At 56.5% G+C, this 24,313-nt stretch carries 14 protein-coding genes; 8 read left to right on the top strand and 6 right to left on the bottom strand.

Features of this window, described 5'->3' with window-relative positions:
• Positions 1 to 5: 5 nt before the first annotated feature.
• The 6 genes from LC059_RS01570 to dnaX form a co-directional block, all read right to left on the bottom strand.
• Positions 6 to 458 carry a YcgN family cysteine cluster protein gene (locus tag LC059_RS01570; RefSeq protein WP_226702076.1) on the bottom strand — a complete coding sequence of 151 codons (453 nt, stop codon included), beginning with the start codon at positions 456 to 458 and terminating at the stop codon, positions 6 to 8.
• A gap of 9 nt (positions 459 to 467) precedes the next feature.
• On the bottom strand, positions 468 to 758 hold the full coding sequence (locus LC059_RS01565; RefSeq protein ID WP_226702075.1) for a YcgL domain-containing protein: 291 nt from the start codon (positions 756 to 758) through the stop codon (positions 468 to 470).
• The gene (rnd, locus tag LC059_RS01560) at positions 758 to 1,894 is read right to left on the bottom strand and encodes a ribonuclease D (protein WP_226702074.1); all 1,137 of its coding nucleotides are present in this window, start codon (positions 1,892 to 1,894) and stop codon (positions 758 to 760) included. The genes LC059_RS01565 and rnd overlap by 1 nt, the downstream gene beginning before the upstream one ends.
• On the bottom strand, positions 1,894 to 2,496 hold the full coding sequence (gene recR, locus LC059_RS01555) for a recombination mediator RecR (protein ID WP_226702073.1): 603 nt from the start codon (positions 2,494 to 2,496) through the stop codon (positions 1,894 to 1,896). Before recR ends, rnd begins: the two co-directional genes overlap by 1 nt.
• A gap of 87 nt (positions 2,497 to 2,583) precedes the next feature.
• Positions 2,584 to 2,934, bottom strand: a complete 351-nt coding sequence (locus tag LC059_RS01550) for a YbaB/EbfC family nucleoid-associated protein (RefSeq protein WP_226702072.1) — start codon at positions 2,932 to 2,934, stop codon at positions 2,584 to 2,586.
• A gap of 81 nt (positions 2,935 to 3,015) precedes the next feature.
• Positions 3,016 to 5,196: a DNA polymerase III subunit gamma/tau gene (gene dnaX, locus LC059_RS01545; RefSeq protein WP_226702071.1), complete on the bottom strand. Its 2,181-nt coding sequence runs from the start codon at positions 5,194 to 5,196 to the stop codon at positions 3,016 to 3,018.
• Positions 5,197 to 5,530: 334 nt separating this feature from the next.
• Here dnaX and LC059_RS01540 point away from each other — a divergent pair, with 334 nt between their 5' ends.
• The 8 genes from LC059_RS01540 (at position 5,531) to LC059_RS01505 (ending at position 24,313) form a co-directional block, all read left to right on the top strand.
• Positions 5,531 to 6,058, top strand: a complete 528-nt coding sequence (locus tag LC059_RS01540; RefSeq protein ID WP_226702070.1) for an RNA polymerase sigma factor — start codon at positions 5,531 to 5,533, stop codon at positions 6,056 to 6,058.
• A gap of 447 nt (positions 6,059 to 6,505) precedes the next feature.
• On the top strand, positions 6,506 to 7,585 hold the full coding sequence (locus LC059_RS01535) for a FecR family protein (protein ID WP_226702069.1): 1,080 nt from the start codon (positions 6,506 to 6,508) through the stop codon (positions 7,583 to 7,585).
• 136 nt (positions 7,586 to 7,721) lie between these two features.
• Positions 7,722 to 10,619 carry a TonB-dependent receptor gene (locus LC059_RS01530; protein ID WP_226702068.1) on the top strand — a complete coding sequence of 966 codons (2,898 nt, stop codon included), beginning with the start codon at positions 7,722 to 7,724 and terminating at the stop codon, positions 10,617 to 10,619.
• A gap of 335 nt (positions 10,620 to 10,954) precedes the next feature.
• Entirely contained in the window at positions 10,955 to 13,816 is a 2,862-nt protein-coding gene (locus LC059_RS01525; RefSeq protein ID WP_226702067.1) for a TonB-dependent receptor plug domain-containing protein, read from the top strand.
• Between the two features lie 261 nt (positions 13,817 to 14,077).
• A complete protein-coding gene (locus tag LC059_RS01520; protein WP_226702066.1) occupies positions 14,078 to 17,164 on the top strand; it encodes a TonB-dependent receptor domain-containing protein in 3,087 nt (1,028 codons plus the stop codon).
• A gap of 450 nt (positions 17,165 to 17,614) precedes the next feature.
• The gene (locus LC059_RS01515; RefSeq protein ID WP_226702065.1) at positions 17,615 to 20,572 is read left to right on the top strand and encodes a TonB-dependent receptor domain-containing protein; all 2,958 of its coding nucleotides are present in this window, start codon (positions 17,615 to 17,617) and stop codon (positions 20,570 to 20,572) included.
• A 219-nt stretch (positions 20,573 to 20,791) separates the two neighbouring features.
• Positions 20,792 to 22,267 carry a sulfotransferase gene (locus LC059_RS01510; protein ID WP_226702064.1) on the top strand — a complete coding sequence of 492 codons (1,476 nt, stop codon included), beginning with the start codon at positions 20,792 to 20,794 and terminating at the stop codon, positions 22,265 to 22,267.
• A gap of 78 nt (positions 22,268 to 22,345) precedes the next feature.
• Complete coding sequence (locus tag LC059_RS01505) at positions 22,346 to 24,313, top strand: alpha/beta hydrolase family protein (RefSeq protein ID WP_226702063.1); 1,968 nt, start codon at positions 22,346 to 22,348, stop codon at positions 24,311 to 24,313.

Genomic DNA, 24,313 nt, shown 5'->3' with positions numbered 1-24,313 from the left:
CAAGATCACTCGTCACCCACCCAGGTGACGATGTAATCTTCGTAATCATCCGGGTGCACTTCCGTCTCACTGACGACCTTGTCCTGCACAGAGATACCGGCCTTGTGCACACTGTCGGGGTCACCGGAAACCAGCGGGTGCCATTCCGGCAGCTGCCCACCTTGAGCGAGTATCCGATACGCACAGGTAGACGGCAGCCAGGTAAACCCGGCGGCATCTTGCGGTGTCAGCTGGATGCAGTCTGGCACCTGTTGTTTGCGGTTCGGATAGTCGCTGCACCGACAGCTGTGCGTATCCAGCAATTTACAGGAAACGCAGGTTGTGTATACCTCACCGGATTCTTCCTCTTCCAGGCGATGCAGGCAACAGCGGCCACAACCGTCACAGAGGGATTCCCACTCTGCGGCCGTCATCTCCGCGAGGGTTTTGCGCTGCCAGAAAGGCCTTTGGCTGACCACGGTATTCGATCAGCCTCGCGGCAACTTGCTGTTCTGCGCGGCAATCGCCCGCATTTCATCGTCGGCCACCGGCGGCATCTGCAGATAGTAGCCCTGATCCTGCACCGCGTGCATGACCTTTTCCACATCCGCGCGAGCAAGTTTGCGCTCAGCGGTCAACAACATGGTGGTAACGTGCACTGGCTTGCCGAACAATTCCATCAGCTTCTCCGGCACACCTTCGAGGCCCTGCTGCTTTTCCACATACAGGTACATTTCATTTTCCCGCGGGCTGCGGTAGATATCACACAGGACTTTCACTAGCTATTTCTCAGGGATTTCAGTTCTTCAAGTAGAGGCTCACCAACGATGGCACGGCGCCAGCCGGTCAGGCGGCCCTCCAGCTCAGGCGTTGCCGCCTGCACCAGTTGTTCAAGCTCTTTTTTGCGCACCAGAATCTCCGGCGGCAAACCCGCCGCTTCCGCCAGTGCATTGACCTTTTGGCGCAGAAGCTTCAGCACCTCACCTTGCTCGCGATTCAGTGGCTGCGGCAGGCGTTGTGGCAGGTCATCACGCTCACTGGCGCGGGCGATGATCTCCAGCAGGGTATCGCCGTACTTGCGCAGAGTTTTACCCTCCAGGCCGGGCTGCGACAGCGTCGCCAGGTATTTGGACATGGCCTGGGCCAGGCTCATGCAAACATTTTCTTTCAGCAGGTGATTGCGCGGCATATTGCGGGCGCGCGCTTCGCGCTCACGCCAGGCACACAGGTCCTGTAGCACCGCGAGCTGATTCGGGCGCAGTCGCCAGGCCCCTTTGACCTTGCGGTAATACAGTTCCGGGGCCTCCGGCGCTTTGGCAGCCTCGACAACGGCCCGACAGTCTTCCCGCAACCACTCCAGGCGTTCCTGCTCACGCAGTTTTTTCAGCAGCAAGGCATACACCAGCGGCAGCCACGCAACATCCAGTGCCGCGTAGTTTTTTTGCGACTCGCTAAGCGGGCGCTGTAACCAGTCAGAGCGAGTCTCGCTTTTCGGCAGGTCGATCTGCAGCAACTGGTTTACGGTGGCCGCATACCCCAGACCGGCACTCATGCCGGAAATTGCTGCGGCAATCTGAGTGTCGAAGATGGGCTCTGGTACCGCCCCGAGAAGACGATCCAGTGTCTCCAGGTCTTCGCTGCAGCTGTGCATGATCTTCACCACGCTGGTATCCAGCAGCAGCGCGCGCAGGGGCTCGAGATCCTCGATGGCGAGATTATCGATAAGGTAACAGGACTTGCCGTCCCCGAGTTGTACCAGCGCCGGCAGCGGATAAAACGTGCGGCTGCGCATAAATTCCGTATCCAGCGCGACCGCACCCTGGGTGCGCAGGCGCTCGCACAATTCTTTCAGTGCTTCACTGCTATCGATCCATACCGGTGTCGTATCAACCGAAGAAGTTTTCAGGTCCGTCATCACAACACCGTGCGGCTGTTAAAGGCGTGCGCCAGGGTACCGCCATCAATATATTCCAGCTCGCCACCGATCGGCACGCCGTGGGCAATGCGGCTCACCGATACGCCTTTGGCGCGAGCGCGCTCAGCAATAAATTGTGCGGTTGCCTCCCCCTCTACTGTGGGGTTGGTGGCGATAATCAGCTCACTGATACCACCGTCTTCCTTTTCCCCCAGTCGCTCGCCAAGGAGATCCAGGCCGATATCCGCCGGGCCTACGCCATCGATGGGTGAAAGGTGGCCGTGAAGAACAAAGTACAGGCCGTGGTAATTGCCCGCCTGCTCGATGGCAAGCACATCTGCCGGTGTTTCCACCACGCATAGCAGTGTGTGATCGCGGCGTGTGTTGTTGCACAGGGAGCAAATATCCTGCTCCGTTAATGTACGACAGCGGTTGCAGCGACCGACCTTTTCCACTGCCTGCTGCAGGGAACTGGCAAGTAGCCCAGCCGCGTCGCGATCCTTTTCCAGCAAGTACATGGCCATACGCTGGGCAGACTTGGGGCCGACACCGGGGAGGCAGCGCAGAGCGCGGATCAGGTCTTCAATCAGGGGGCTGAACATAGTGTGCGTTGGGCCAAATAGTTGACGTCAGGTCGGGAAAAGAAAAAGGCCCTTACCGGGCCCGGATAGTTAATGTTTGGGCCGGTGTTAGCCGAAGGGGAACTTGAAGCCTTCCGGCAGGTTCATACCGGACGCCAGGCCACCCATCTGCTCTTTCTGCAGCTTCTGGCTGGCCTCTTCAACACGGCGCACAGTGTCGTTGACCGCTGCCGCCAGCAGGTCTTCCAGCATTTCCTTGTCTTCACCGAGCAGGCTCTGGTCAATATTCACATCCACTACATCGTGGCGGCCGTTCATGGTGACCTTGATCATGCCGGCACCGGACTCTCCGGTAACACGCAGCTCGGTCAGCTCTTTCTGCATCTTCTCCATGCGTTCCTGCATCTCGGCCTGCATTTTCTGGGCCTGCTGCATCAAATCGCCCATACCTTTAATCATGAAATTCACCGTTCATTCAATGCGTTTAATATTTTTTACGAGCCGGGAGGGTTCGCACTCCCGAACTGCCAGTCTGCGGGCTTACCCGAGATATTCCACCGATTCCGGCACCAGCTGCGCACCCAGCTCTGCCTGCAGATCCTGCACGACAGGATCTTTATTCAGCGCATCGCGGGCAGAAAGCAGTTGCGCCTCTTTGGTAGCGGCAATCAGTCGTGCGGGAGTGCCGCCGTGTACTTCACCCACCTGGATATGGACCGTGACCGGCTGACCGAAAAAGTCTCCGAGAACATCGGCCAGGCGACGCTGATGCCCTTCGTCATACAGACTGCTGAAGGACTGATCCAGGGTAAACGACAGTATATTGTCCTGTCGCCCGAGCAGCTCCAGGTGCGAGGCAATGGAGTGAAGGATACCGGTCACCCCCACCTGCGGGTACATCGCCGGCCAGCTGCCGGGGGACAGTGCGTCCAGACGCGCAGCTGGAACCGCAGCGGGTTCCTGCACCGCTGGGCGTGATTCTTCAGGCACTGCGCCAGCGACGGCGGTCTCGCGCTGAAATGGCTGACTCGGCGTGGATTCCACTTCCGCTACCTGCTGGCGAAGAAGCTCGCGCATGGCCGCTCGGTCACCCACCTGCGCCGCGGGCGCTGCCATCTGAGCCGCGGGCACTGCCATCTCAGCTTCAGCTACTTCCGCCGCCATCGCCTGTGGCGCCGACATGCCAGCGGCTGGTTCGTTTTCCAGCGGCTGTCGCTCCACCGATTGTTCTTGCGCGGGCTCTTCTGTCCCTGCCCCAACTTCCAGGGGACTTTCTTCCACCAACACGGCCGCTTCCGCCACAGGAGACTGTGGCAACCGGTCAGTTTCAGGCTTTTTTACAGGCGATTCCTGTGCAGAGTGTCGCGGCGCGGGATCTTCCGACCAGGGCGGCGCGTCATCTGCTGGCGCCTGTTCACGCACTTCCTCAGGATAGGATGGCTGTACATTCGCCGGCTGCGGCTGAGGTTCTGCTGCGCGCTCTACCGGCGCGTCCGTCACCGGCCCCGGTGTCGCAGGTATCTCTCCGGACTGAAGTTGTGGCGAAGGCGCGCTTGCGCCTTGCTGACCTGCACCTTGTTGATTGGCGACCTGCTGATTCGCGCCAGACAAGCTGGCGGTAGGAATATTGGCCACACCCTGCGGTTTGAATGCGAGCATGCGCAACAGTGCCATTTCAAAGCCACCGCGGGGATCCGGTGCCAAGGGCAGGTCGCGACGGGCGAGCAACGCCATCTGGTAGAACAGCTGCACATTTTCCCCGGCCATGGTGGCCGCGTGGCGCTGCAGCAACTCGGCATCGCCGAGTGCATTGTCAATGGCTTCCGGGAGTACCTGGGCGATGGCGATGCGGTGCAGAATAGCGGCGAGCTCTGCCAGCGCCGCACTATAGTCCGGCGCCTGCTCGGACAGTTCGTTTACCGCGGCAAACAGCGCAGACGGATTCTCTTCCGCCAGGGCCCGGACCAACTTCCATACCAGGGTGCTATCCAGAGTGCCGAGCATGGCCCACACTTCACCCTCACTGATTTTGCCACCGCCGAAGGCGATAGCCTGATCGGTGAGGCTCATGGCATCCCGCATACTGCCATCCGCAGCGCGGCCAAGATGCCAGAGCGCAGCCTCTTCAAACGGCACCAGTTCTTTTTCCAATACAAAGCGCAAGTGCTCTACAACGCGCTCCGGGCTCATATTCTTGAGATTGAACTGCAGGCAGCGGGACAGGACGGTCACCGGCAGTTTCTGCGGATCCGTGGTGGCGAGCAGGAATTTGACGTGGGGCGGCGGCTCTTCGAGCGTTTTCAGCAGTGCGTTGAAAGAGCTGTTGGACAGCATGTGCACCTCATCGATGAGGTACACCTTGTAGCGCCCTCTTGTCGGCGCATACTGAACGTTTTCCAGCAACTCGCGGGTATCTTCTACCTTGGTGCGGGATGCGGCATCTACCTCGATCAGGTCGACAAAGCGGCCGTCGGCAATCTCGGTACACACGGAACACTGGCCACAGGGTTCGGAGCTGACGCCAGTTTCACAGTTCAAGCACTTGGCCAGAATCCGCGCGATGGTGGTCTTCCCCACCCCCCGGGTACCGGCAAACAGGTAGGCGTGATGCAGGCGATTGTTATCCAGGGCGTTGATCAGGGCCTGTAGCACATGCTCCTGCCCCACCATCTCCCGGAACAGCCGCGGCCGCCATTTGCGCGCCAGTACTTGATAACTCATTCGCTCTCCGCACCTTTCGGTGCCATGTTTTGTCTAGGGTGTGTGCCGGTAGCGGCATACAAGAAGGCGGCCATTATACCGGCATCAACGCGCAGGAATAGAGACCTGCCAGTGGACCCGCTCCATGCCTGACCCTCCCGCCCCATCGCATCGGGGTAGAACTACCCGCCAGGCTGCGTCATCTCATCGTGTCAAAACGACCACTCGTCGATTGCTGTGCGCTTGTGTTATAACTTCTCGCAGCTCGACACCAATGCTCCTGACCACCGCCTGAAATGGCCGTGCACTGAAAACAACAATCACAACGAGCGCTGTACGGGGATTCCACCGACTGATGAATAAAGCCCGGAAGACACTTCTGGAGAAGCTGTTTGCCGACCACGGCCAAGCACTGGTGCGCTTTGTCACCCGCATTGTGCGCAGCACCGAAGACGCCGAAGACATTGCCCAGCACGCATACCTGCGCCTGCAGAAGCTCAGCGACGAGAAAGACCTCGAGAACCCCCGTGCCTACCTGTTCCAGATCGCCAATAATCTGGCGGTAGATCAGCTGCGTCGCGGCAAGCTTCATCTCGACTACGTAAACCAGCAATTGCCGGCAGAGGGTGCCACGGCGACCGACGACGATCACGTCTTCCACCAGTCCCCCGAGCGGGTTCTCGCCGCACGGCAACAATTGCAGGCCATCCACGAAGCAATGGACAGCCTGCCCCTAAAGTGCCGCCAAGCCTTCCTGTTACACCGAAGCCGCGGCCTGTCCTACGCCGAGATCGCCCAGGAAATGAACATTTCGGTCAGCAGTGTGGAGAAGTACATTCTCCAGGCCCTGAAAGCGTGCCGAAAGAAAGTCGGAAACTTATAGGTCGCTCCCGCATCTCAACACTGTCCACCAGACGTCACATAACCTTCGCCCTGCGGGCGTATGCTGACGCCCCCTGCGTGAACTCGCTCCCCCCCTGAATGTGACCTTGAACAAGTTTGGCGCAACCAGGCAACTGAGCGCACCGCCTTGCAGCAAAAAACAATAAATTTGTTTGAGGGGCCCCGGAGATCGTTCGTCTTACATATGAGCAGCGGCATCCAAGTAAGAAATAGCGGATCCCGCGGACAATATGTGCTAAATTTTGCGGAGATTTATCGCAAATATTGCACACAACAGATAGAGAAGTTGATTTGAACGCCATTCCTTAGCACCATATTGGTGCGCAAGAGCTGCGAATGGCGTCGGTGAGTGCCGCAAGACACTAATCCTTCAAATGACAACTCTGACAGGCAGTCAAACAGGTTTCGAAAACAAGGTATTAGTGCGGTGAACCCTCAGGAAGTACAAAACGTACCAACGGAAGACAGGCTGGATCAGGCGTGCGCCTGGATCGCTGCCCTGCGTTCCGACGCGATCAGCCCAGCTGACCGCCGCGCTTTTGCCGCCTGGATGGCCGAATCCGCTGCCAATCGTCAAGCCTTTGATGAAATGGCCGAGCTCTGGGGTGACCTGGGCGCACTCTCTCATATGCCCCTGGATACACTGTACCCGGAAAGCGTACCTAGCGCGGATTACCGCACCTCTTCGAACTCCGCGCCAAGCAAGTCCCAGACTCGCGCCCGCGCGACGACTTCTGCAACCGACAACGCCGGCTGGAATCTGCCCCAGTGGTTGATGGGTGGAAGCGCCGTAGCGGCCTGCCTGGGTATTGCCCTGTGGATTGGCAACCAGTGGTTGCAACAGACGCCGGTTCAGCAACAGATGTACGCCACTGCCGTTGGCGAGACCCGTACTGTCGCGCTGCCCGACGGCTCCGAAGTCAAACTGAACACCAACTCCGAGCTGATCGTCAATTTCAGCCGGGAAGAGCGCCGCACCCAGTTGCTGCGCGGTGAAGCCTACTTTGATGTCGCCCGCCAAACCTCTCGGCCCTTCACCGTGGCCGCTGGCAGCGCAAACATTCGCGTGCTGGGAACCCAGTTCAACGTAGAGCGCAATCCGGAAAACACCCGGGTTTCCGTGACCGGGGGTACCGTGGCAGTGAGCGAAGCCCGTACAGCCCGTGGCCTGCAGCCGGAATCAGTCAAGCTGACCCGCAACCAGAAAGTCAGTGTTTCTAACAGCGGCCTGTCCGATGTGAGCCGCACCTCCGCGGAAGAGGCGCTGGACTGGACCCAGGGGCAACTGGTGTTCGATGAAACCCCTCTAGAGGAAGCCCTGGAAGAGCTCAACCGCTACCTCAAGGTGCCTGCAGCCGCCGCCCCCAGTGTTAGCGACCAAACCCTATCCGGCACTTTCGAACTGACTGACCCGGAAAGCACCCTTTCTGCCATTGCTACCGCACTGGATCTCGAGCAGGATCAGAGCGATCCCAACCTGACTCTCTTGTCACCCAAGCCTAACTAAGATATAAAACCTGCCTTGGGTGATCGATCTTTTTTTAGCCAAAAGCTCGGCGATCACCCTCACCACAACATCAAACAGTAAGAACTGCTGTATCCGGTGCCTGATCGCGCTGGATTCGCGGGTGGGATGAGCAGAATTGAATTTCCGGCATTGGGCGGCACTGTCGTTGACTGGCCTGCTGGCACTCACAGAGAGTGCCGCTGCTGCCTGCCCGAAATCCGGGGTTCAGGTGTCCGAGGGGCCCCTTTCCCGCGCTCTGATTACCCTTGGCCGCCAGTGTCGTGTGTCCCTTGTGGTTCAGGACCAAAGTGCGTCGTCTATTTATACTCCCGAACAGACCCTTGAAACGCCCGACGGCAGTATCGCCCCGGCGCTGCGCCAGCTTCTTGAAAAGACACCACTGACCTTTACCCATACCGGTACCAATGCCGTTGCCGTGGTTGCACGGGGCGATGACGCCAGCGCCGGGGACAATGGGGAGCCACCTTTGCTTCCGGCCGAGGAAGTTACCGTTACCGGCCGCAACCTGACCGGTAGCCACCTTCGCCACCTGAAGTTAGACAGTTACGCCCCCATTGACGTGCTCGCACAGCCGGAACTGGAAATCACCGGCGCGCAGACTATATCCGAGCTGCTGAAATTCCTGCCGGCGGTCTCCGGCAATTCAACCAGCACATCGGTAACCAACGGTGGCAATGGCACCGCCACGGTGACATTGCGCGGCCTTCCCGCCAGCAACACACTGGTACTGATCAACGGCCGTCGCATTGTGAGCAACGGTTTTGGTGGCGAGGCAGCCGACCTCAACACCATCCCCCTGTCGGCGGTAGACCGTATCGAAGTGCTGAAAGACGGAGCCTCCGCGGTGTATGGCTCCGACGCCATCGCCGGTGTAGTCAACATTATCCTGCGCCGGGATTTCGACGGCCTCTCAGTGAACACCTACTACGGCCAGGCCGAGCGCGGAGACCAGCAAACCAACTCCTACAGCGTGACCTGGGGCGCCGGCGACGATGAGCGCCACCTGATGTTCAGCCTGGCGCACTACCGCCAGAGTGAGATTTTCAGCCGCGACCGCGAACTGTCAGCCTCGGCCGACAATCGTGCACGCGGCGGCACAGACCTGCGTTCATCCGCTTCACCGCAGGGTTATATCGCCCTATCCGACACCGTGGTCACCAACTCGGGCGATGGCTATGCTCCCTGGACCACCGAAGACCTCTACAATTTCCGCGAGCGCACCTCGGCACTGGTCCCTTCCGAGAGACAATCCCTTTACATCGCCGGCAATCAAAGCCTGGGCGAGGCCGCAGAGGCTTTTGCGGAAATCATGGCGGTGCGGACCAGGTCCGAGTCCACCATGGCCGCCACCCCGGTTTTCACCCGCTTCGACAATGGCGACCTGACGATTGCCGCCGACCAGGTTTACAACCCATTCGGTGAAGAGATCAAAGATGTGCGCAAACGCGTGCTGGAGCTTGGCCCCCGAATTCAACACAACGGAACGGACACCTGGCGCTTCAACACAGGCCTTAAAGGGTTCGTGGATGACTGGCAATGGGAACTGACGGCGGCCACGCACTACACCCAGGCTCGCGAACGCCTTACTAACCTTATTGACCCGAACCGACTCTCCGCCGGGCTCCAAGGTGTCAGTCATTGCAATACGCAAGTCGACTGCGTCCCCGTGAACCTTCTGGGCGCTCCTGGCAGCATCGATCGGGAGCAACTGGATTTCATTCGCGGAGAAAGCCGCGTTAACGGCGCCAGTCGGATGACGTCCCTGACCTATGTCGCAAACGGTCCCCTCGGGCAGACTCACGCCGGCGATATTCTCGCCGCAGCAGGTGTGGAAATTCGGCGCGAAGCGATCGATTTCGCTTCTAATGACGCCAACGGCTTATCTTTTATAGGCGGCGCGGCTTCCGGCTCCGCACAAGGGGAACGACTGATCGGCGAGGCATTTGGAGAGTTTTCCGTGCCTCTGAAGGCAAATTCCCTGTGGCTCGATGGCGCGGTGCGCTACTCCGATTACAGCGACTTCGGCAATACAGCCAACCCAAAAGTAGCATTGCGCTGGCGCCCGATTCCGTCACTCCTTCTACGCGCCAGTTATGCCACCGGCTTCAAGGCACCGACCCTGGTGGACATGAACCAGACCGGCTACCAGAGCCAAGAGTTTCTGTTCGACCCCTGTACCAACAGCAATGCCGATTCGCTGCCGGGCTGCAATGGCCGAGCGGATCAGTCCCGAATTCAGTACCTGACCGAGTTTGGCGGCAATCCAAATCTCCAGCCGGAAACCTCGGACAACCGCTCCCTCGGCATCGTGTGGACGCCAGGAGACTATACCGGCTTCCACATCAGCATGGATCTGTTTGATATTCGTCAGAACGACGTGATCGACACCAGCCCCCAGTACCTGATCAACCAGAACGCAAACAATAATCTGTTTGCCAACCGGGTGGAGCGGGATGATGAGGGTGATATCACCCGAATAGTCGCCACGCGGCTCAACATTGGCGCGCGGGAAGTCCGCGGCATCGACGCCAGTCTGCGCTACCAGCATCAGTCCCGCGAGCTGGGGCTGATCCGCTGGTCCATGAACGGCAGCCACATGGCCAGCTACCTCAACCAGCTGGCCCCAGGCAGCCCAATTGAAGACCTGTCTGGCACCTTTGTCGACTCCGCCAGTGGCGGCGCCGGCTCGCTGCCGGAGTGGAAAGCCAACACCGGCATTTACTGGCAACGCGGCCGCTGGGAAGGCGGATACACCATTCACTACGTCAGCGATCTTCGGGAAAACTTTACCCTGAACAATCAGAGTGTGACGCGAAAAATCGACAGCTGGTCCACTCACGATTTTCAGATTGCCTACGGCGTACCCAGCGGCTTCCGTTTCGCGCTGGGGATCGACAACCTGCTGGACGAAGCACCACCCTTTGCCGCCTCCGCATTCAACGATAACTTCGATGCCCGTACCTACGACCTGACCGGCCGCTACTGGTACAGCACGCTCAGCTTCAATATGTAAAGCAACCGCTGCCAATCGATTTCACAATTCCCCCTTTCCCACCCTATTCTGATTGCTGAATTTCCGTATCAGCGGACACTCCAGCGGCAAATCCTGTGTCGCGCACTGCAGGCATCCCAATAAAAACCAGCGCACACGCTGTTCGTATTTCTCTCCTTTTCTGACGTCACATTTGGCACAACCGAACCAAAGGCGCAATTTCATTCACCAATAACCTTGAATGAAGAAAAATTGTTCTAGGGTTGATAGCAAGCCTCTGTTGATAGAAGTGAGCAGTTGTCAGGGAGGGCATGGCCATATTCGGCGAACATCACCGGTATCAGGAGAGGTATACCATGGACAAAACCCGTCTTTCTCGGGCAATCAAGGGCGCGATCGCAGCTGCCGCCGTAACATCCAGCTTTTCTACCGTTTCTATTGCTCAGGATGCACAGGCGCAGGTTGAGGAAATTGTTGTAACCGGTTCTCGCATTCAACGTGCGACGGACGCCAATAGCGCCACCCCTATCAGCGTGTTCGATGCTGCCGCTCTGGAGCAATCGGGCCAGACAACACTGGAAGACTTTCTGCAGAACATCCCTTCCATGACCGGTGGTCAACTGGGCTCTTCTGTGAACAACGGCAGTGGCGGTCTCTCTACCGTATCACTGCGCGGTTTGGGCTCATCCCGCACACTGATCTTGATGAATGGTCGCCGCCTTAGCTCCTCCGCAGGCGCTACCGGCGTGGTCGACCTCAACACCATACCCACTTCGATTATTGAGCGCGTTGAAATCCTGCGCGACGGTGCATCGACCATTTACGGTTCCGACGCCATCGCCGGTGTCATCAACATCATCACCAAAAAAGGATTCGAAGGCGCGGAGTTGACCTTTGACTACGGCTCTTCGACCCATGGTGACGGCGACGAATACCTGGCGGCGATGACCATCGGTGCGTCCAATGATCGCGGTCACGTGATGCTCAACGCCCAATACACAAAGCGTGAGGATATTTCTCAATCCGAACGCCGTTTTTCTGAATGTCCGCTACGCGAAATTGGCGGTAACATCGTATGTGGCGGCAGTAGCTTTACAACGCCAGCCCGCTTCTCTCCCACCGCCAACACCAGTCAACTGATTGTCGATCCGGACACCGGGGTGGTGCGTCCTTATAGCACTGCCGCCGATGCCTACAACTTCGCCGAGGTGAGCTACCTGGTAACACCGCAGGAAGTGGCCTCCATGTACGGTTACGGCACCTACGAGCTGTACGACTGGAAAGATGTGACAACCATTAACGGCTTCAGCGAGCTCTCGTTCGTCAACCGCCGGTCCGACCAACTGCTTGCCGCGGAGGGCACCTTCTGGGGCCCCAGAGTGCCATCTACCAGTCCATTCTTTCCGGACTCTGACCTTATTCCAGCGGGTTCAGATGTAACCATCGGGCGCCGACTCGAAGAAACTGGCGGCCGCGCATTCTCTCAAGACCTCAATACCTGGCGCGGCGTGATTGGCTTCGAAGGCGAGTTCTGTAATGAGTGGACCTGGGACCTTTCCTACAATTATGCGCGCTGGGTGGACTCTCAAATCGACCGCGGCCGCGGAAACACCCTGCGGTTTGCCACCTTGCTGGGCGCAGTGGAGCCAGTTTATGAAACCGACGCGAACGGCGACCTGGTACTTGACGCAGACGGCGCGCCCATAGAGATAGGCACCGTACCTGTTGGGCCGGCCTGCGCCGACGACCCGGAATGCCCGGGACTGTGGAATCCCTTTGAAGAGGGCACTCTTACCCAAGAAATGCAAGACTACGCCCTTGTCACCAGCTCACCTGTGGAGCGTTCCACCCTGCGCAGCGTTCAGGCCAACCTGGTGGGCGACTTTGGTGAGTGGAGCCTCGCCAGCGAAGCACCCGCCTGGGCGGTGGGCTATGAGTACCGCACCGAACGGGCGGAAATAGTACCGGATGGTGCCGCGGAAATCGGCCAGATTTACTTTGTCAGTGGTGATGCCTGGGGTGGTAATTACAGCGTCGATGAATTCTACGGCGAGGTGCGCATCCCCATCCTCGATGGGCGCCCCTGGGCTGAAGTGCTGGCTGTAGAGGCTTCTTTCCGTTGGTCAGATTACAACACCATTGGTGACGACACTACTTTTGGTGCGGTAGTGGAATATGCTCCATTGGATCAACTGCGCTTCCGCGGCACCTACTCAGAAGGCTTCCGTGCGCCGGGGCTCGACGATCTCTTCCTGCCACCTACCGTGTCGGCGGAAACCTACGCCGACCCCTGTAATGAATATGGCTCTGAAGACGATGCCAATGTGCAGGCCAACTGCCTCGCAGATGGCTTTGCACCGGGAACCGAAATTCCCAACGATCAGGCAACAGGCTTGTTCGGCGGCAACACAGAACTGAAAGCGGAGAAATCCGAGAGCTGGACTCTAGGGGTTGTGTGGACGCCGACCTGGACCGATGACCTAGGCTTCACGGTCGATTACTTCAATATCAGTATTGATGACGCCATCGGCACCCTCACCACCAACACCATTGTGCAAAGTTGTTACGAGAGCCCGAACTTCAGCTCACCATTGTGCGGCCTGATCACTGGTGCAAACGCGGTTGGTAAAGCCCCCTCTCCGGTGGCCCCCACACGACGTGATGCTGATGGCAACATTGCCGGTCAGCTGTTGAACAGCCAGAACGTTGCCACCTTTGAGACCTCTGGTGTCGACCTCGGCTTCGACTATAGCATCAGCGCCGGTCCCGGCCTGGTTACTGTCAACGCCACAGCGACTTATCTACATGAGTGGAAATACCGCGGTAGCGCCGAAGACCCCACCATTGATCTCGCCGGTTACTACGGTGCAGACCCTGTGACTACTGCAATCGTCGCCTTCCCTGAATGGAAGTTCTACGGCACTGTAGGCTACGAGTACGACTGCTGGAGCGCTTTCACTACCGTGCGCATGCTCGGCGAGGTAGATGACTTCGACCCATCACCCGCTGACCTGGTGACTCACATCGATGCCCACTGGTATCAGGACGTGAACTTCAACTACTTCCGCTGGGAGAACATCACCCTGACAGGCGGTATCCGCAACGTCTGGAACCAGCAGCCCCCCTATGTCAGCAACAACGATGACATGAACACCCTGATGAGAAGCTACGACACCGTCGGCCGCTTCTTCTACGGAAGCGTGACTCTTCAGTTCTAAGCCTGATTTACCTCTCCTTCAAGCCCCGCCATTTTGGCGGGGCTTTTTTATGATCGGTCCAGCGCCGCCCACCCTGTACACTAAACCTGACAATCCTGCCATACGATCACGCATGAAATTTGTAACTTTTTGTTGAGGGAAGCGCCCTCCCATCCGTTAAGTGATCGTTGGGAAAGGAATGACCACTTGGGGGTAGTCATTTCAGTCAATCGCCAAAATTGGCAACACACTATAAGTCCAACAATAAAGAGAGGATATACAATGAAGAAGAACCTCCTGTCCATGGCCGTCAAGAGCGCACTTGGGCTCTCCGCTGTAATGCTCGTCCCATCCATGCAGGCTTTTGCACAAGAAGAAGCGACCAATCAAGACATCGAAGCTGGCGAGGTAATGATCGAAGAAGTCTACGTTACCGGCTCTCGTATCGCGAAACCTGACCTGGTCACCACTCGTCCGATCACATCCGTCGACTCCGAGTACATGAAGGAGCGCGGTATTACCAACGCGCAGCAGGCTGTAGCCGACCTTCCAGGTGTATTCGCAGCGGCCTCGCCGATTATTGGCGGCAACACCGCGGCTGCGTCCCAGGGGGTGGGCCAGCGCACCATCAACCTGTACGAATTGGGCTCCCAGCGCACCCTGACTCTGGTTAACGGCAGCCGCTTCGTATCCAGCAACTCGCCTTTCGGTGGCGCCTCTAACCCAGGCTCTCAGGTGGACGTGAACAACATTCCGGTATCCCTGATCGACCGCGTAGAAGTCGTAAAAGTAGGCGGCGCTGCGGTATACGGCGCTGATGCCGTTGCCGGCGTTGTCAACTACATACTGAAAGACGACTACGAGGGTGCCGAGCTGACCATCGATAACCGTATGATTGGCGGCGACCTGGGCAATGACACCTCCATCCGCGGCCTGATTGGTGGAAATTTCGACAATGGCCGCGGCAACATGGTTGTATCTGTCGAATACAACAAAATGGATAATATCCGCGCGGCGGATGTGCCGAGCCTCAGCGACGACTGGAGCGGCTTCCAGCCTTTTGAGGATGACCAGGTAGCTGGTCCCGATGGCGAGGTATTTGCAGGTCAGACTCGCCTCTACCCGGCACCAAGGGCTGGCGTGCTATCAAACAGCGGCCTGATCACTCCCGGATCTCTCGCCGTGACCAACCTCGGTATTGGCGCCTGGAGTGACGGCAACTTCTACCAGTTCGACCCAACTGGCTCCGGTGGTATCGTCGGCTTCGACGGTGGCACCCCACTTAACAATCAGGTGTGGGCTTCTGGTGGTGACGGCCTGAATCTGTCCGAGGCCAACTCGGCTCAAGAAGGCTACGAGCGCTGGAACATCACTGCCATGACTAACTATCGGCTGGCAGACAACCTGAACTTTAGCGCGCAGATTTTTTCTAACTCTTCCCTGGCAGAGAACCCCGGTTACCAGGCCGCGCACTACAGCTCTGGCATTTTTGGCGGCCTCGGTGCTGCCATGCAGTTCAATACCAGCAACCCCTTCCTGACCGACAGCGCTCGCGCACAATTGGAAGCTGAGCTGGGTGGCCCTGGCGACTTCTACATTCACAAAGCCTGGACGGGTCTCGGCGTGCGCGAAATCAGCAACGAGTCTGAAACCACCAGTTTCCGCTTCGGCTTTGACGGCGATTTCCAGCTAATGGGCGAGGAATGGACTTGGGATGCCACCTACCAGAAAGGCTGGAGCACCATCAGCTCTAACTCTAAGGCACTTGACGATGCCAAGTTCTTGGCTGCACTGGACGCAGGGATCAACCCCGAGACCGGTGCTGCTGACTGCCGTTATAACTATGAAGATGGTTATGGGGACAACCTGGTCAATCAGGGCCTTGGCCTGGTTTCCGATGACCACCCACTGGGCAAAGTCGGTGACTGTGTCGCACTCAACCCGTTTGGCGAAATTTCTCCTGAGGCATACAACTATGTGATGTATAACACCATCGGCAATAGCCGTATGGATCAGGACATCTATAGCGCATACACCTCCGGTGATCTGGTACAGCTACCCGCCGGCGGCCTGGGAATGGCACTGGGTGTTGAGCACCGCACAGAAAAAGCGGCGTTCGCTGACGATGGTACCGGCTCCATTCAGGGCCTGACCGACGCCAGTCTCGAGGGTGAGTACGACACTACCGATGTGTACGCGGAAATGTACGTGCCGCTCGTATCCGAGGATATGGGCTTTATCGGCCTCAACTCCCTGTCGCTGGAGACGTCCTTCCGCAGCATGGATAACAGCCGCTCTGGCGAAGACGACTCCTGGGCCGTTGGCATAAACTACCGCCCTGTTGCAGACGTAATGATCCGCGGTAACATTCAGGAGACGGTACGAGCCCCTGCGGTAACCGAACTGTTCCTGCCTCGGGTTGAGGTTTCAGAGTTCGCCAGCGACCCCTGTGATGCACAGTTCATTACCAGCGGCCCCAACCCTGAGGTGCGCCAGGCCAACTGTGCCGCCGAAGGTATCCCAGCCGACTTCAGCGGGGTATCGAAGAATGCCTCCCGTCGCGGCTTTAACGGTGGTAACTTGGACCTGCTGAATGAACAGGCGGAGAGCGCCAACATCGGTATCGTCTACACCCCATCCTGGGCTGACGGCCTGGCGATCAGTGCCGATTATGTCGAGATCGATATCAACGATGCGATCGTGAACTTCACCCCAACTGAGATTATGGAAGCCTGTTACGACTCCACGGACTTCCCAAATCAGTTCTGCAGCATGTTTACGCGTGAAGCAGACTTCCAGTTGCCCACCAACAACGCGTTTGACTCCGGATACGTAAACGCTGCCTTGCGCAGCCTGCGTGCCATGGAGTACACCATCTCCTATGAAAACAGCATCAACGAAATGCCATTCATGGACAGCCTGCTAGGCAACTTCGATGCCGGCTTCCTGAGTGCAGATCTGCGTATGTACAATCTGAAGAAGAACGCGACCTCCAATACCGGTTTTGACCTGACCGACTCCACCGGCCAGTACAACAACCCGGATTGGCGTGGTGATCTGCGCATTCGCCATGAGATTGGCAACCTGACCACTCTGGTTGACTTCCGATACACTGGCCGCGGAGACCGCAACACAGAACAGGCTGACCCTCTGCAGTACCTGGACCAGAACGGTAACCCCTACAGTGAGCTGCCCAGCCGCACGCTGATCAACCTCGGCGTGAACTACAACCTCACCGACAAGACCACCGTTCGCATGTACGTAGACAATGCCACAGATTGGGAGCCAGCTCCCATCGAGCTCGGCGTAGGATCCCCGCGCTGGACCTACGGTCGCTCGTATACTCTGGGCTTCAATACCGCATTCTAATTTGAGATATTGACCTTGAGCTTAAACCCAGCCTGGAAACAGGCTGGGTTTTTTAATGAAATCCATCGAAGTGCAAGGTTGGCATGAGAGCCCCAACTTCAATTCCCCACTATATAACCTAATCAGTGGCGCAAACGTGGCTAACAAAGCTCCGCCTCCAGCTCTAAACCTACCTACATCTCCTCCAGGCCCTGCCAGAATGACGGTGCTTTTTTGATCTACCCACCACCCGCGCATAGCCCTAAAGTCTTCACCCCGCCCACTCACGCCAAACCTCCCAATACTGACATTCCATTCCGCACAGAATTTGTAACTTTTTTTTGAGGGAAGTGCTTTCCCATCCGTTAAGTAATCGTTGGGAAGGAAATGACCACTTGGGGGTAGTCATTTCTAAACACGCCAATCTTTGGCAAAAACATCATAAATCCAACGATCAAGAGAGGATTTACAATGAATAACAGCTTTAAGAAAAGCTTGATTGCACTGGCAGTGAGCGCGAGCTTCTGCGCGCCGGTATTTGCCGCTGACGATACTCGCGGCTTCCTGCGCGGTAACGTGAGCGACATCGCCGGCACCAGTGTCGAAGGCACTTCCATCACTATCACCAACCGCGACCTGGGCCTGACTCGTACCGTACAGGTAGACGCAGACGGCATGTACCGCTTCCCTGCCCTGGTTACTGGCACATACGACATCGTAGTGAGCCGTGACGGGCAGGTTGTTACCGAGCAGAAGGGCGTTGTCGTTGGCCTGGGTGGCAAGACCCAGCGCGATATCGTTCTAGGTGGGGATAGCACCATCGAAGAGCTGGAAGTCCTCGGCAAGGTGACCACCATCGATACCAGTTCTGCGGTCAAGGACTTTGTTGTCAACACTGACGAACTGACCTCGCGCGTACCGATTGCTCGTGACCTGACGTCTGTGGCGCTGCTGGCACCTGGCACCCAGGCCGCAGACCGCACCTTTGCAGCCAACAACCACGATGAAGCCTCCATTTCCATGGGCGGCGCTTCCGCAGCGGAAAACGCCTGCTTCGTAAACGGCCTGAACATCACCAACTTCCGTAACGGCCTCGGCTGCAGCCAGGTTCCCTTCCAGATGTTCGAAAACGTCCAGGTTAAGGGCGGTGGCTACAATGCAGAATTTGGTCGTGCCATCGGTGGTGTAATGAACGCCACCACTAAGCGCGGTAGTAACGAATTCGAGACCGGCATCAACTTCTACTACGAACCCGACGCCTTGCGCTCCGATTCTCCGAACACCTACGCCGCCTACAACGACGAAGATGAGCGCAGCAGCACTAATGTGGATCTTTGGGCGAGCGGTGCCATTATTCAGGACAAACTGTTCTACTATGCCCTCTACTCTCCCCAAAAGCGCGAGTCCGTTGATGCAGGCCTGACCCGTGCCTACAAAAGTGAGTGGGATAATGACTTCTGGGGCCTGAAACTCGACTACATCATTGCCGACGGCCATACCCTCGAATACACCGGCTTCGACGACACCCGCGAGGAAGTAGAGACCACTTACCTCTACGACCGCGACGCCGGCGGCTTCGGTGACGAAGTGGGCGAGACCACCTACTCCCGCGGTGGTGAGAACCACATCTTCAAGTACACCGGCATCATGACCGACTGGATGACCTTGAGTGGCCAGTACGGTATCAACGAATATGCCCGTACCGATGCCGGTGAGCTCGATGGCAATCCGCTGATCATCGACCAGCGCAGCGGCACCGCCCTGTCTCTGGGCAACTGGGGCAACTCCGTGCCCTCAGCTGCAGACGACGAGCGTAAAGCCTGGCGTATCGATGCTGACTTCTATGTCGGCGACCACACTATCCGTGCCGGTATCGACAGCGAGCTGAATACTGCTGTTGACTCCACCATGTACTCTGGCGGCATCTACTACCGTTACTACGAAGCTGACGCAAATAACAAGTATGTTGCTTCCGGCGACCTCAATGCCGGTGACGAGTACGTGCGTGTCCGTAATCTGCAGGGTGGCGGTACCTTCGAGACCGAAAGTTCCGCATTCTACATCCAGGACGAGTGGGCGGTTAACGACCAGCTGACCCTGCACTTCGGACTCCGCAACGAATCGTTCGACAACAAGAACGCGGAAGGCCAATCTTTCATCAAGATCGATGACCAGTGGGCTCCGCGCCTGGGCGTTTCCTTCGACCCAACAGGTGACTACACTTCCCGTGTATACGCCAACTACGGCCGTTACTACATCCCGATTGCAGCCAATACCAACATCCGTATGGCGGCAGCCGAGCTGTTCACGGAGGATTACTACGTTCTCAACGGCCTGAACACCGACGATACCGCCATCTACGATCCGAGCACCCTGTTCGACAGCTCCGTATTTGGTGACGGCACTGTGCCCGACACCCGCTCTGTACTGGACGAAAATATCGAACCGATGTATCAGGACGAGCTCATTGTCGGCTACGAATTCAACCTGAACGACGAGTGGAACCTGGGCGTGCGCGGTGTATACCGCGACCTGAAGAGCACCATCGAAGATATCGCGATTGATGCCGCAGTTATCGACCACTACAACACCAGCGGTACTTGGGACACCAGCAAGTCCGGCACCTGTAGTGACGGCAATGGCGGTACCCGCCCCTGTACTGTTGAAGACGTGTTCAGCGGCTTCCACCAGTACGTGCTGACCAACCCGGGCGCTGACATGTCTGTATACATCACGGAAATGGACGAAACCGTTTCCCTGTCTGCAGCACAACTGGGCTACCCGGAAGCGAGCCGTACCTATAAGGCGCTGGAGTTCACCTTCGACCGCGAGTGGGACGGACAGTGGATGATGGGCGGCTCTTTGGTACTCGCAAGCCTGAAGGGTAACCACGAAGGCTACGTGAAGAGTGACAACGGCCAGGACGACGCCGGTATCACTACCTCCTTCGACCAGCCCGGCCTGACCCAGTACTCCTACGGGTACCTGCCCAGCGACCAGCGCTGGACCGCTAAGCTGTGGGGTAACTATCGCTTCGAAAATGGCCTGTCCCTCGGCGCCAACTTCGTGGCGGAAGACGGTCGCCCGGTCAGCTGTATCGGCAACCACCCAACTGACGTGTTTGCTGAACTGTACGGTGCCGAGTCTTTCTACTGTGGTGGCGAGCCTTCCGGCCGTGGTAAAGCTGGCCGCACCAGCGACACTTACAACATCGACGTGGCAGCGCAATACACTGTCGGCATGGGCAATGGATCTGAAGTAGTCCTGCGTGCTGACGTGTTCAACCTGTTCGACTTCGACACAGAAGTGGAAGTACGCGAACTGGGCGAGCTGGACAATGCGGGAACCCAACCGGACCCGAACTTCCTGAAGCCCACTTCCTACCAGTACCCTCGTAGCGTACGCCTGAGCGCTAGCTACAACTTCTAAGTCAAGCTAGGTATAGGTAGAACTCAGCCCCGGTCACATGACCGGGGCTTTTTTATTTCCGAGAGCAATCGATTTATACTCCCCAAGGCGACGAGTCATCAGCAACGCGCCTACCCAGCAGGAAGCTCATCTGCCATTTTGTGAATGAATACCGAAGTGCCGGGACGAAGCTAGAATGACGCAAAATTAGTTTCACGTAACATCAGTATTGGAGATTCCGTGCGCATTGATAATTTAGGCGAGACCCTTTCCATGATTGCCAAAGCCGCTTCCGTCGGCGACCGGAAATCCGCGGTTTCAATGCTATATAAACTATTTGACTTTAATTCGACCAGCAGCAAGCTCACCCACTTTATCGCCAATACTGCCGTTTCCCTAGGCGAATTCTCTCTCGCTAGCAGCGCCGCACTCAAACATCTGAACGCAGGGCCCGATAACGTTGAAAATCTACTGAATTGCTGTGCAATTCTGGCCGAGTGCGGCCAGTTTGACCAGGTAACCAAACTACTTGCGCCAGCCCTGGCCCGCAAAACAGTGCACGGTGCCGTGCAACACCTCGCCGGCACGATATTCCAGCAGCGGGGTATGCGTGACCAGGCTCGGGAATTACTGCTCAACTCTCTGTCAAAAAGTAACGATACCCGTGGCATAACCTGGCTAACCCTGGCTACCAGCAGTGACTTCGCCCAAGATGAGGAACTGTTTGCTCGAATTGTTAAAGCAGAAGGTCCGATTGCCCGCTCGCCAGACAATAACAAAATTCCGTATTACTTTGCGCGCGGTAAAGCAGAACTGGATCGGGGGCTTTACGATCAAGCTTTCGATACCTTTTCCACAGGCGCAAAGCTTGCGCGCAAATTGACTCCCTACGACGCTGACGCTGAGCAACAGCTCTACACTAGCATCACTCGCAGCGCCCGCGGCGCTCGGGAACCCGTAAAACGTTCCTTAACAAACGATTCGACCGAGACCAACCCAATTTTTATTGCCGGTCTTCCCCGCTCTGGAACTACCCTGCTGGAACAAATCCTAACCAATCATGAAAAAATTCTAGACGGCGGCGAATTCGGTGGTATGCGCTGGGCGACTATGCAATTTGGCGGTGTTACTAAGATACCCCTTGGCGACTCACACCCATCCACAGGGACCACAGCGCCTTTTGGTGAGATCGCCAATCTCTATCGGGATATTACAGCACAACGCTATGGTTCCAACGGCATCACCGTTGACAAATCCATCAACAACTCTCTATATCTCGGAATTATTACCAACGCTTTCCCGGATTCACCAATTATTCATATTGAACGGAGCTTTGAAGATATAGCCTGGTCATGCTTCCGCACATGCTTTAACCGGGGCAATCTCTGGAGCAATTCACTCAACGATATTGCCAACCATTTTGAACTCGAGCGGCAGCTGATGGCAACCTGGAAGAACTGCCTGGGCGATAGAGTTTATACCGTGAACTATGAAGATCTTGTCCGGGAACCGGAAACGGAGATCCCACGCATTCTGGATGCCTGTGGACTCACACACAGTGAAGCTGTGTTTAAGTTTCATGAGTCAGAAAGGGCAATTACAACTTCAAGCACTCATCAGGTTCGACAGCCGCTTTATCAAACTTCAGTATCATCATCCTCGCATGTTAGACATAGGATGGGTGAGTTTACTAAGGTGTTTGGCAAGAAGAATTAGCGCCGCCCAAAACGTTTAGTAAACATTCTTTTCAAGGGTATACTTGACAAAAAAACGATAACCACAAGGAAGCAGAATATGCGTATTTTAATGTGGACTTACCTAGCCCTAGCGCTCATCATGGCTCCACTGCCGGCTTTGGCAAACCAGCTCACCGCCGAAAGCTTCAGCGCAATGCCGATGATTTCTCAACCTACAATTTCGCCAGACGGTAAACATATCGCCGCAATACTGAATAGTGACGGTAAATCTCTGATTACCATTTCTCCGTTTGGCTCCGAAGACACATGGGTAGTAGCCGGCCTGGAGGAGGAAAAATTCAGGGTCGACAGTATCGACTGGGCAAGTAACGACCGCATATTGGCAAGCATTTCACAACCCAAGAATCTGAGCGCATATGGGCGAAAAATACGCGTACGCATACCAGCCCTGTTCTCTATTTCGATCGATGGCAAGTCCAACATTGAACTAAAGCGCAAGGGACGCCCCAGCCATGAGTTCGACATCTATCGCATGGCACCGAGACTGCTTACCACACTACCTAAGGACAAAGACCATATTCTGGTAGAGCTTGCAGACCCCCGTGACAATTACTACTCCTCCGTTTTCAAGGTAAACATCAATAACGGAAAATTCGAGAAATACCTCCCCAACAGCCTCCGGATATTTTCCTGGGGGGTGGACCGCAAAGGGCAGGTACGCCTAGCCTTTGGCAGGGACCGGGATCCTGAATCGCGCAAGGTGCATGTGTACTTCCGACAAGATAACGATGCAGACTGGGATCAAGTAGCCAGTTTTGACTCCTTCAAGGAAGACAGCTTTTACCCCATCCAGTACGAAGAGGAGTCACACTCGCTGATAGCCTTCAGTAACCGCGAGCTGGGCAAGGACGCCATCTGGCGCTATGACCTGGCGAAAGGAGAGTTTACTGAACTCGTTGGCGAGGCACCCGGGCAACTGGATGTGGAAAGCGCCCTGTACGTACGGCACGAAGATACGCTTGAACTGGTCGGGTTCAGCTACATCGATAATTTTGTAGAGAACAGGTACTTCGACAAAAACAGCGACGCCGAGGACCGGCAGATCACCAGTCTTTTCCGTAAACAGGGGCTATATGCCCATATGACAAGCCGCGATGAATCCGGTGATCGAAACATTTACTACGCGGTTTCCGATAACTCTCCCGGCAAATATTACCTGTTTGATCGCAAGGCAAAATCCCTCAGCTTCTGGTACAGCAAATATCCACAGCTTGAAAACCAGCCGCTACAAAAGGTAGAACCCTTTACGTTCAGTGCCCGTGACGGCATGCAACTGCACGGTTACCTCACCCGCCCAACCAATGTAACGGATGCCCCACTCGTGGTATTTCCGCACGGCGGCCCCGCCGCCCGCGATACCCAGTACTTTGACCCCTGGGTACAGATGTTTGTGAATAGCGGCTTCGCAGTCCTGCAGGTCAACTACCGCGGCTCATCCGGCTATGGCGAAGACTATATGACGGCCGGCTATAAGGAGTGGGGAAAAGCGATTCAGGATGATGTCATGGATGCCGTCACCTGGGTGGAAAACCAGAAACTGGCAAATACGAAGAAATCCTGCATCGTAGGTTCCAGCTTCGGGGGCTACATTGCCCTTGTCGCAGGATTCAAAACCCCGGAAAAGTTCAATTGTATCGTCAGCCTTTCTGGCATCAGTGATATTCGTTCAATGATCAGCTATGACCTGACCAGAGGCTTCAACAAATATTACGAAGAGATGGTGGGCAATATTCACTCTGCTGAGGATAGTAAAGACATTCAAGCCAACTCTCCGATTAACTTCGTGGATTCCTTTGAATCGCCGGTGCTACTCATCCATGGAAAGGCGGATACCCGAGTAAGCTATCACCAGTCTCGCGAACTGGCTGACAAACTCTCTTCAGCGGGCAAAGACGTCAAGCTAACCCTTTTTGATCACGGCACTCACCATTTCAATGAGGCCGGCAATCGCCTGGCGGCGATGAAGGAAGTCAACGAATTTCTTGAGCGTCACCTTAAAAAGTAA

Origin of the sequence: Microbulbifer elongatus, assembly GCF_020524885.1 — a bacterium.
Lineage (GTDB): Bacteria > Pseudomonadota > Gammaproteobacteria > Pseudomonadales > Cellvibrionaceae > Microbulbifer > Microbulbifer elongatus_A.
Note: the sequence above shows the minus strand (reverse complement) of the source record. Positions and strands in the feature narration are given on the sequence as shown.

What these genes read in the sequence shown, in the direction of transcription:
- rnd (WP_226702074.1), bottom strand. Translation starts at nt 1,894, where the DNA reads ATGACGGACCTGAAAACTTCTTCGGTTGATACGACACCGGTATGGATC.
- recR (WP_226702073.1), bottom strand. Translation starts at nt 2,496, where the DNA reads ATGTTCAGCCCCCTGATTGAAGACCTGATCCGCGCTCTGCGCTGCCTC.
- LC059_RS01550 (WP_226702072.1), bottom strand. Translation starts at nt 2,934, where the DNA reads ATGATTAAAGGTATGGGCGATTTGATGCAGCAGGCCCAGAAAATGCAG.
- LC059_RS01520 (WP_226702066.1), top strand. Translation starts at nt 14,078, where the DNA reads ATGAAGAAGAACCTCCTGTCCATGGCCGTCAAGAGCGCACTTGGGCTC.
- LC059_RS01540 (WP_226702070.1), top strand. Translation starts at nt 5,531, where the DNA reads ATGAATAAAGCCCGGAAGACACTTCTGGAGAAGCTGTTTGCCGACCAC.
- LC059_RS01525 (WP_226702067.1), top strand. Translation starts at nt 10,955, where the DNA reads ATGGACAAAACCCGTCTTTCTCGGGCAATCAAGGGCGCGATCGCAGCT.
- LC059_RS01515 (WP_226702065.1), top strand. Translation starts at nt 17,615, where the DNA reads ATGAATAACAGCTTTAAGAAAAGCTTGATTGCACTGGCAGTGAGCGCG.
- dnaX (WP_226702071.1), bottom strand. Translation starts at nt 5,196, where the DNA reads ATGAGTTATCAAGTACTGGCGCGCAAATGGCGGCCGCGGCTGTTCCGG.
- LC059_RS01505 (WP_226702063.1), top strand. Translation starts at nt 22,346, where the DNA reads ATGCGTATTTTAATGTGGACTTACCTAGCCCTAGCGCTCATCATGGCT.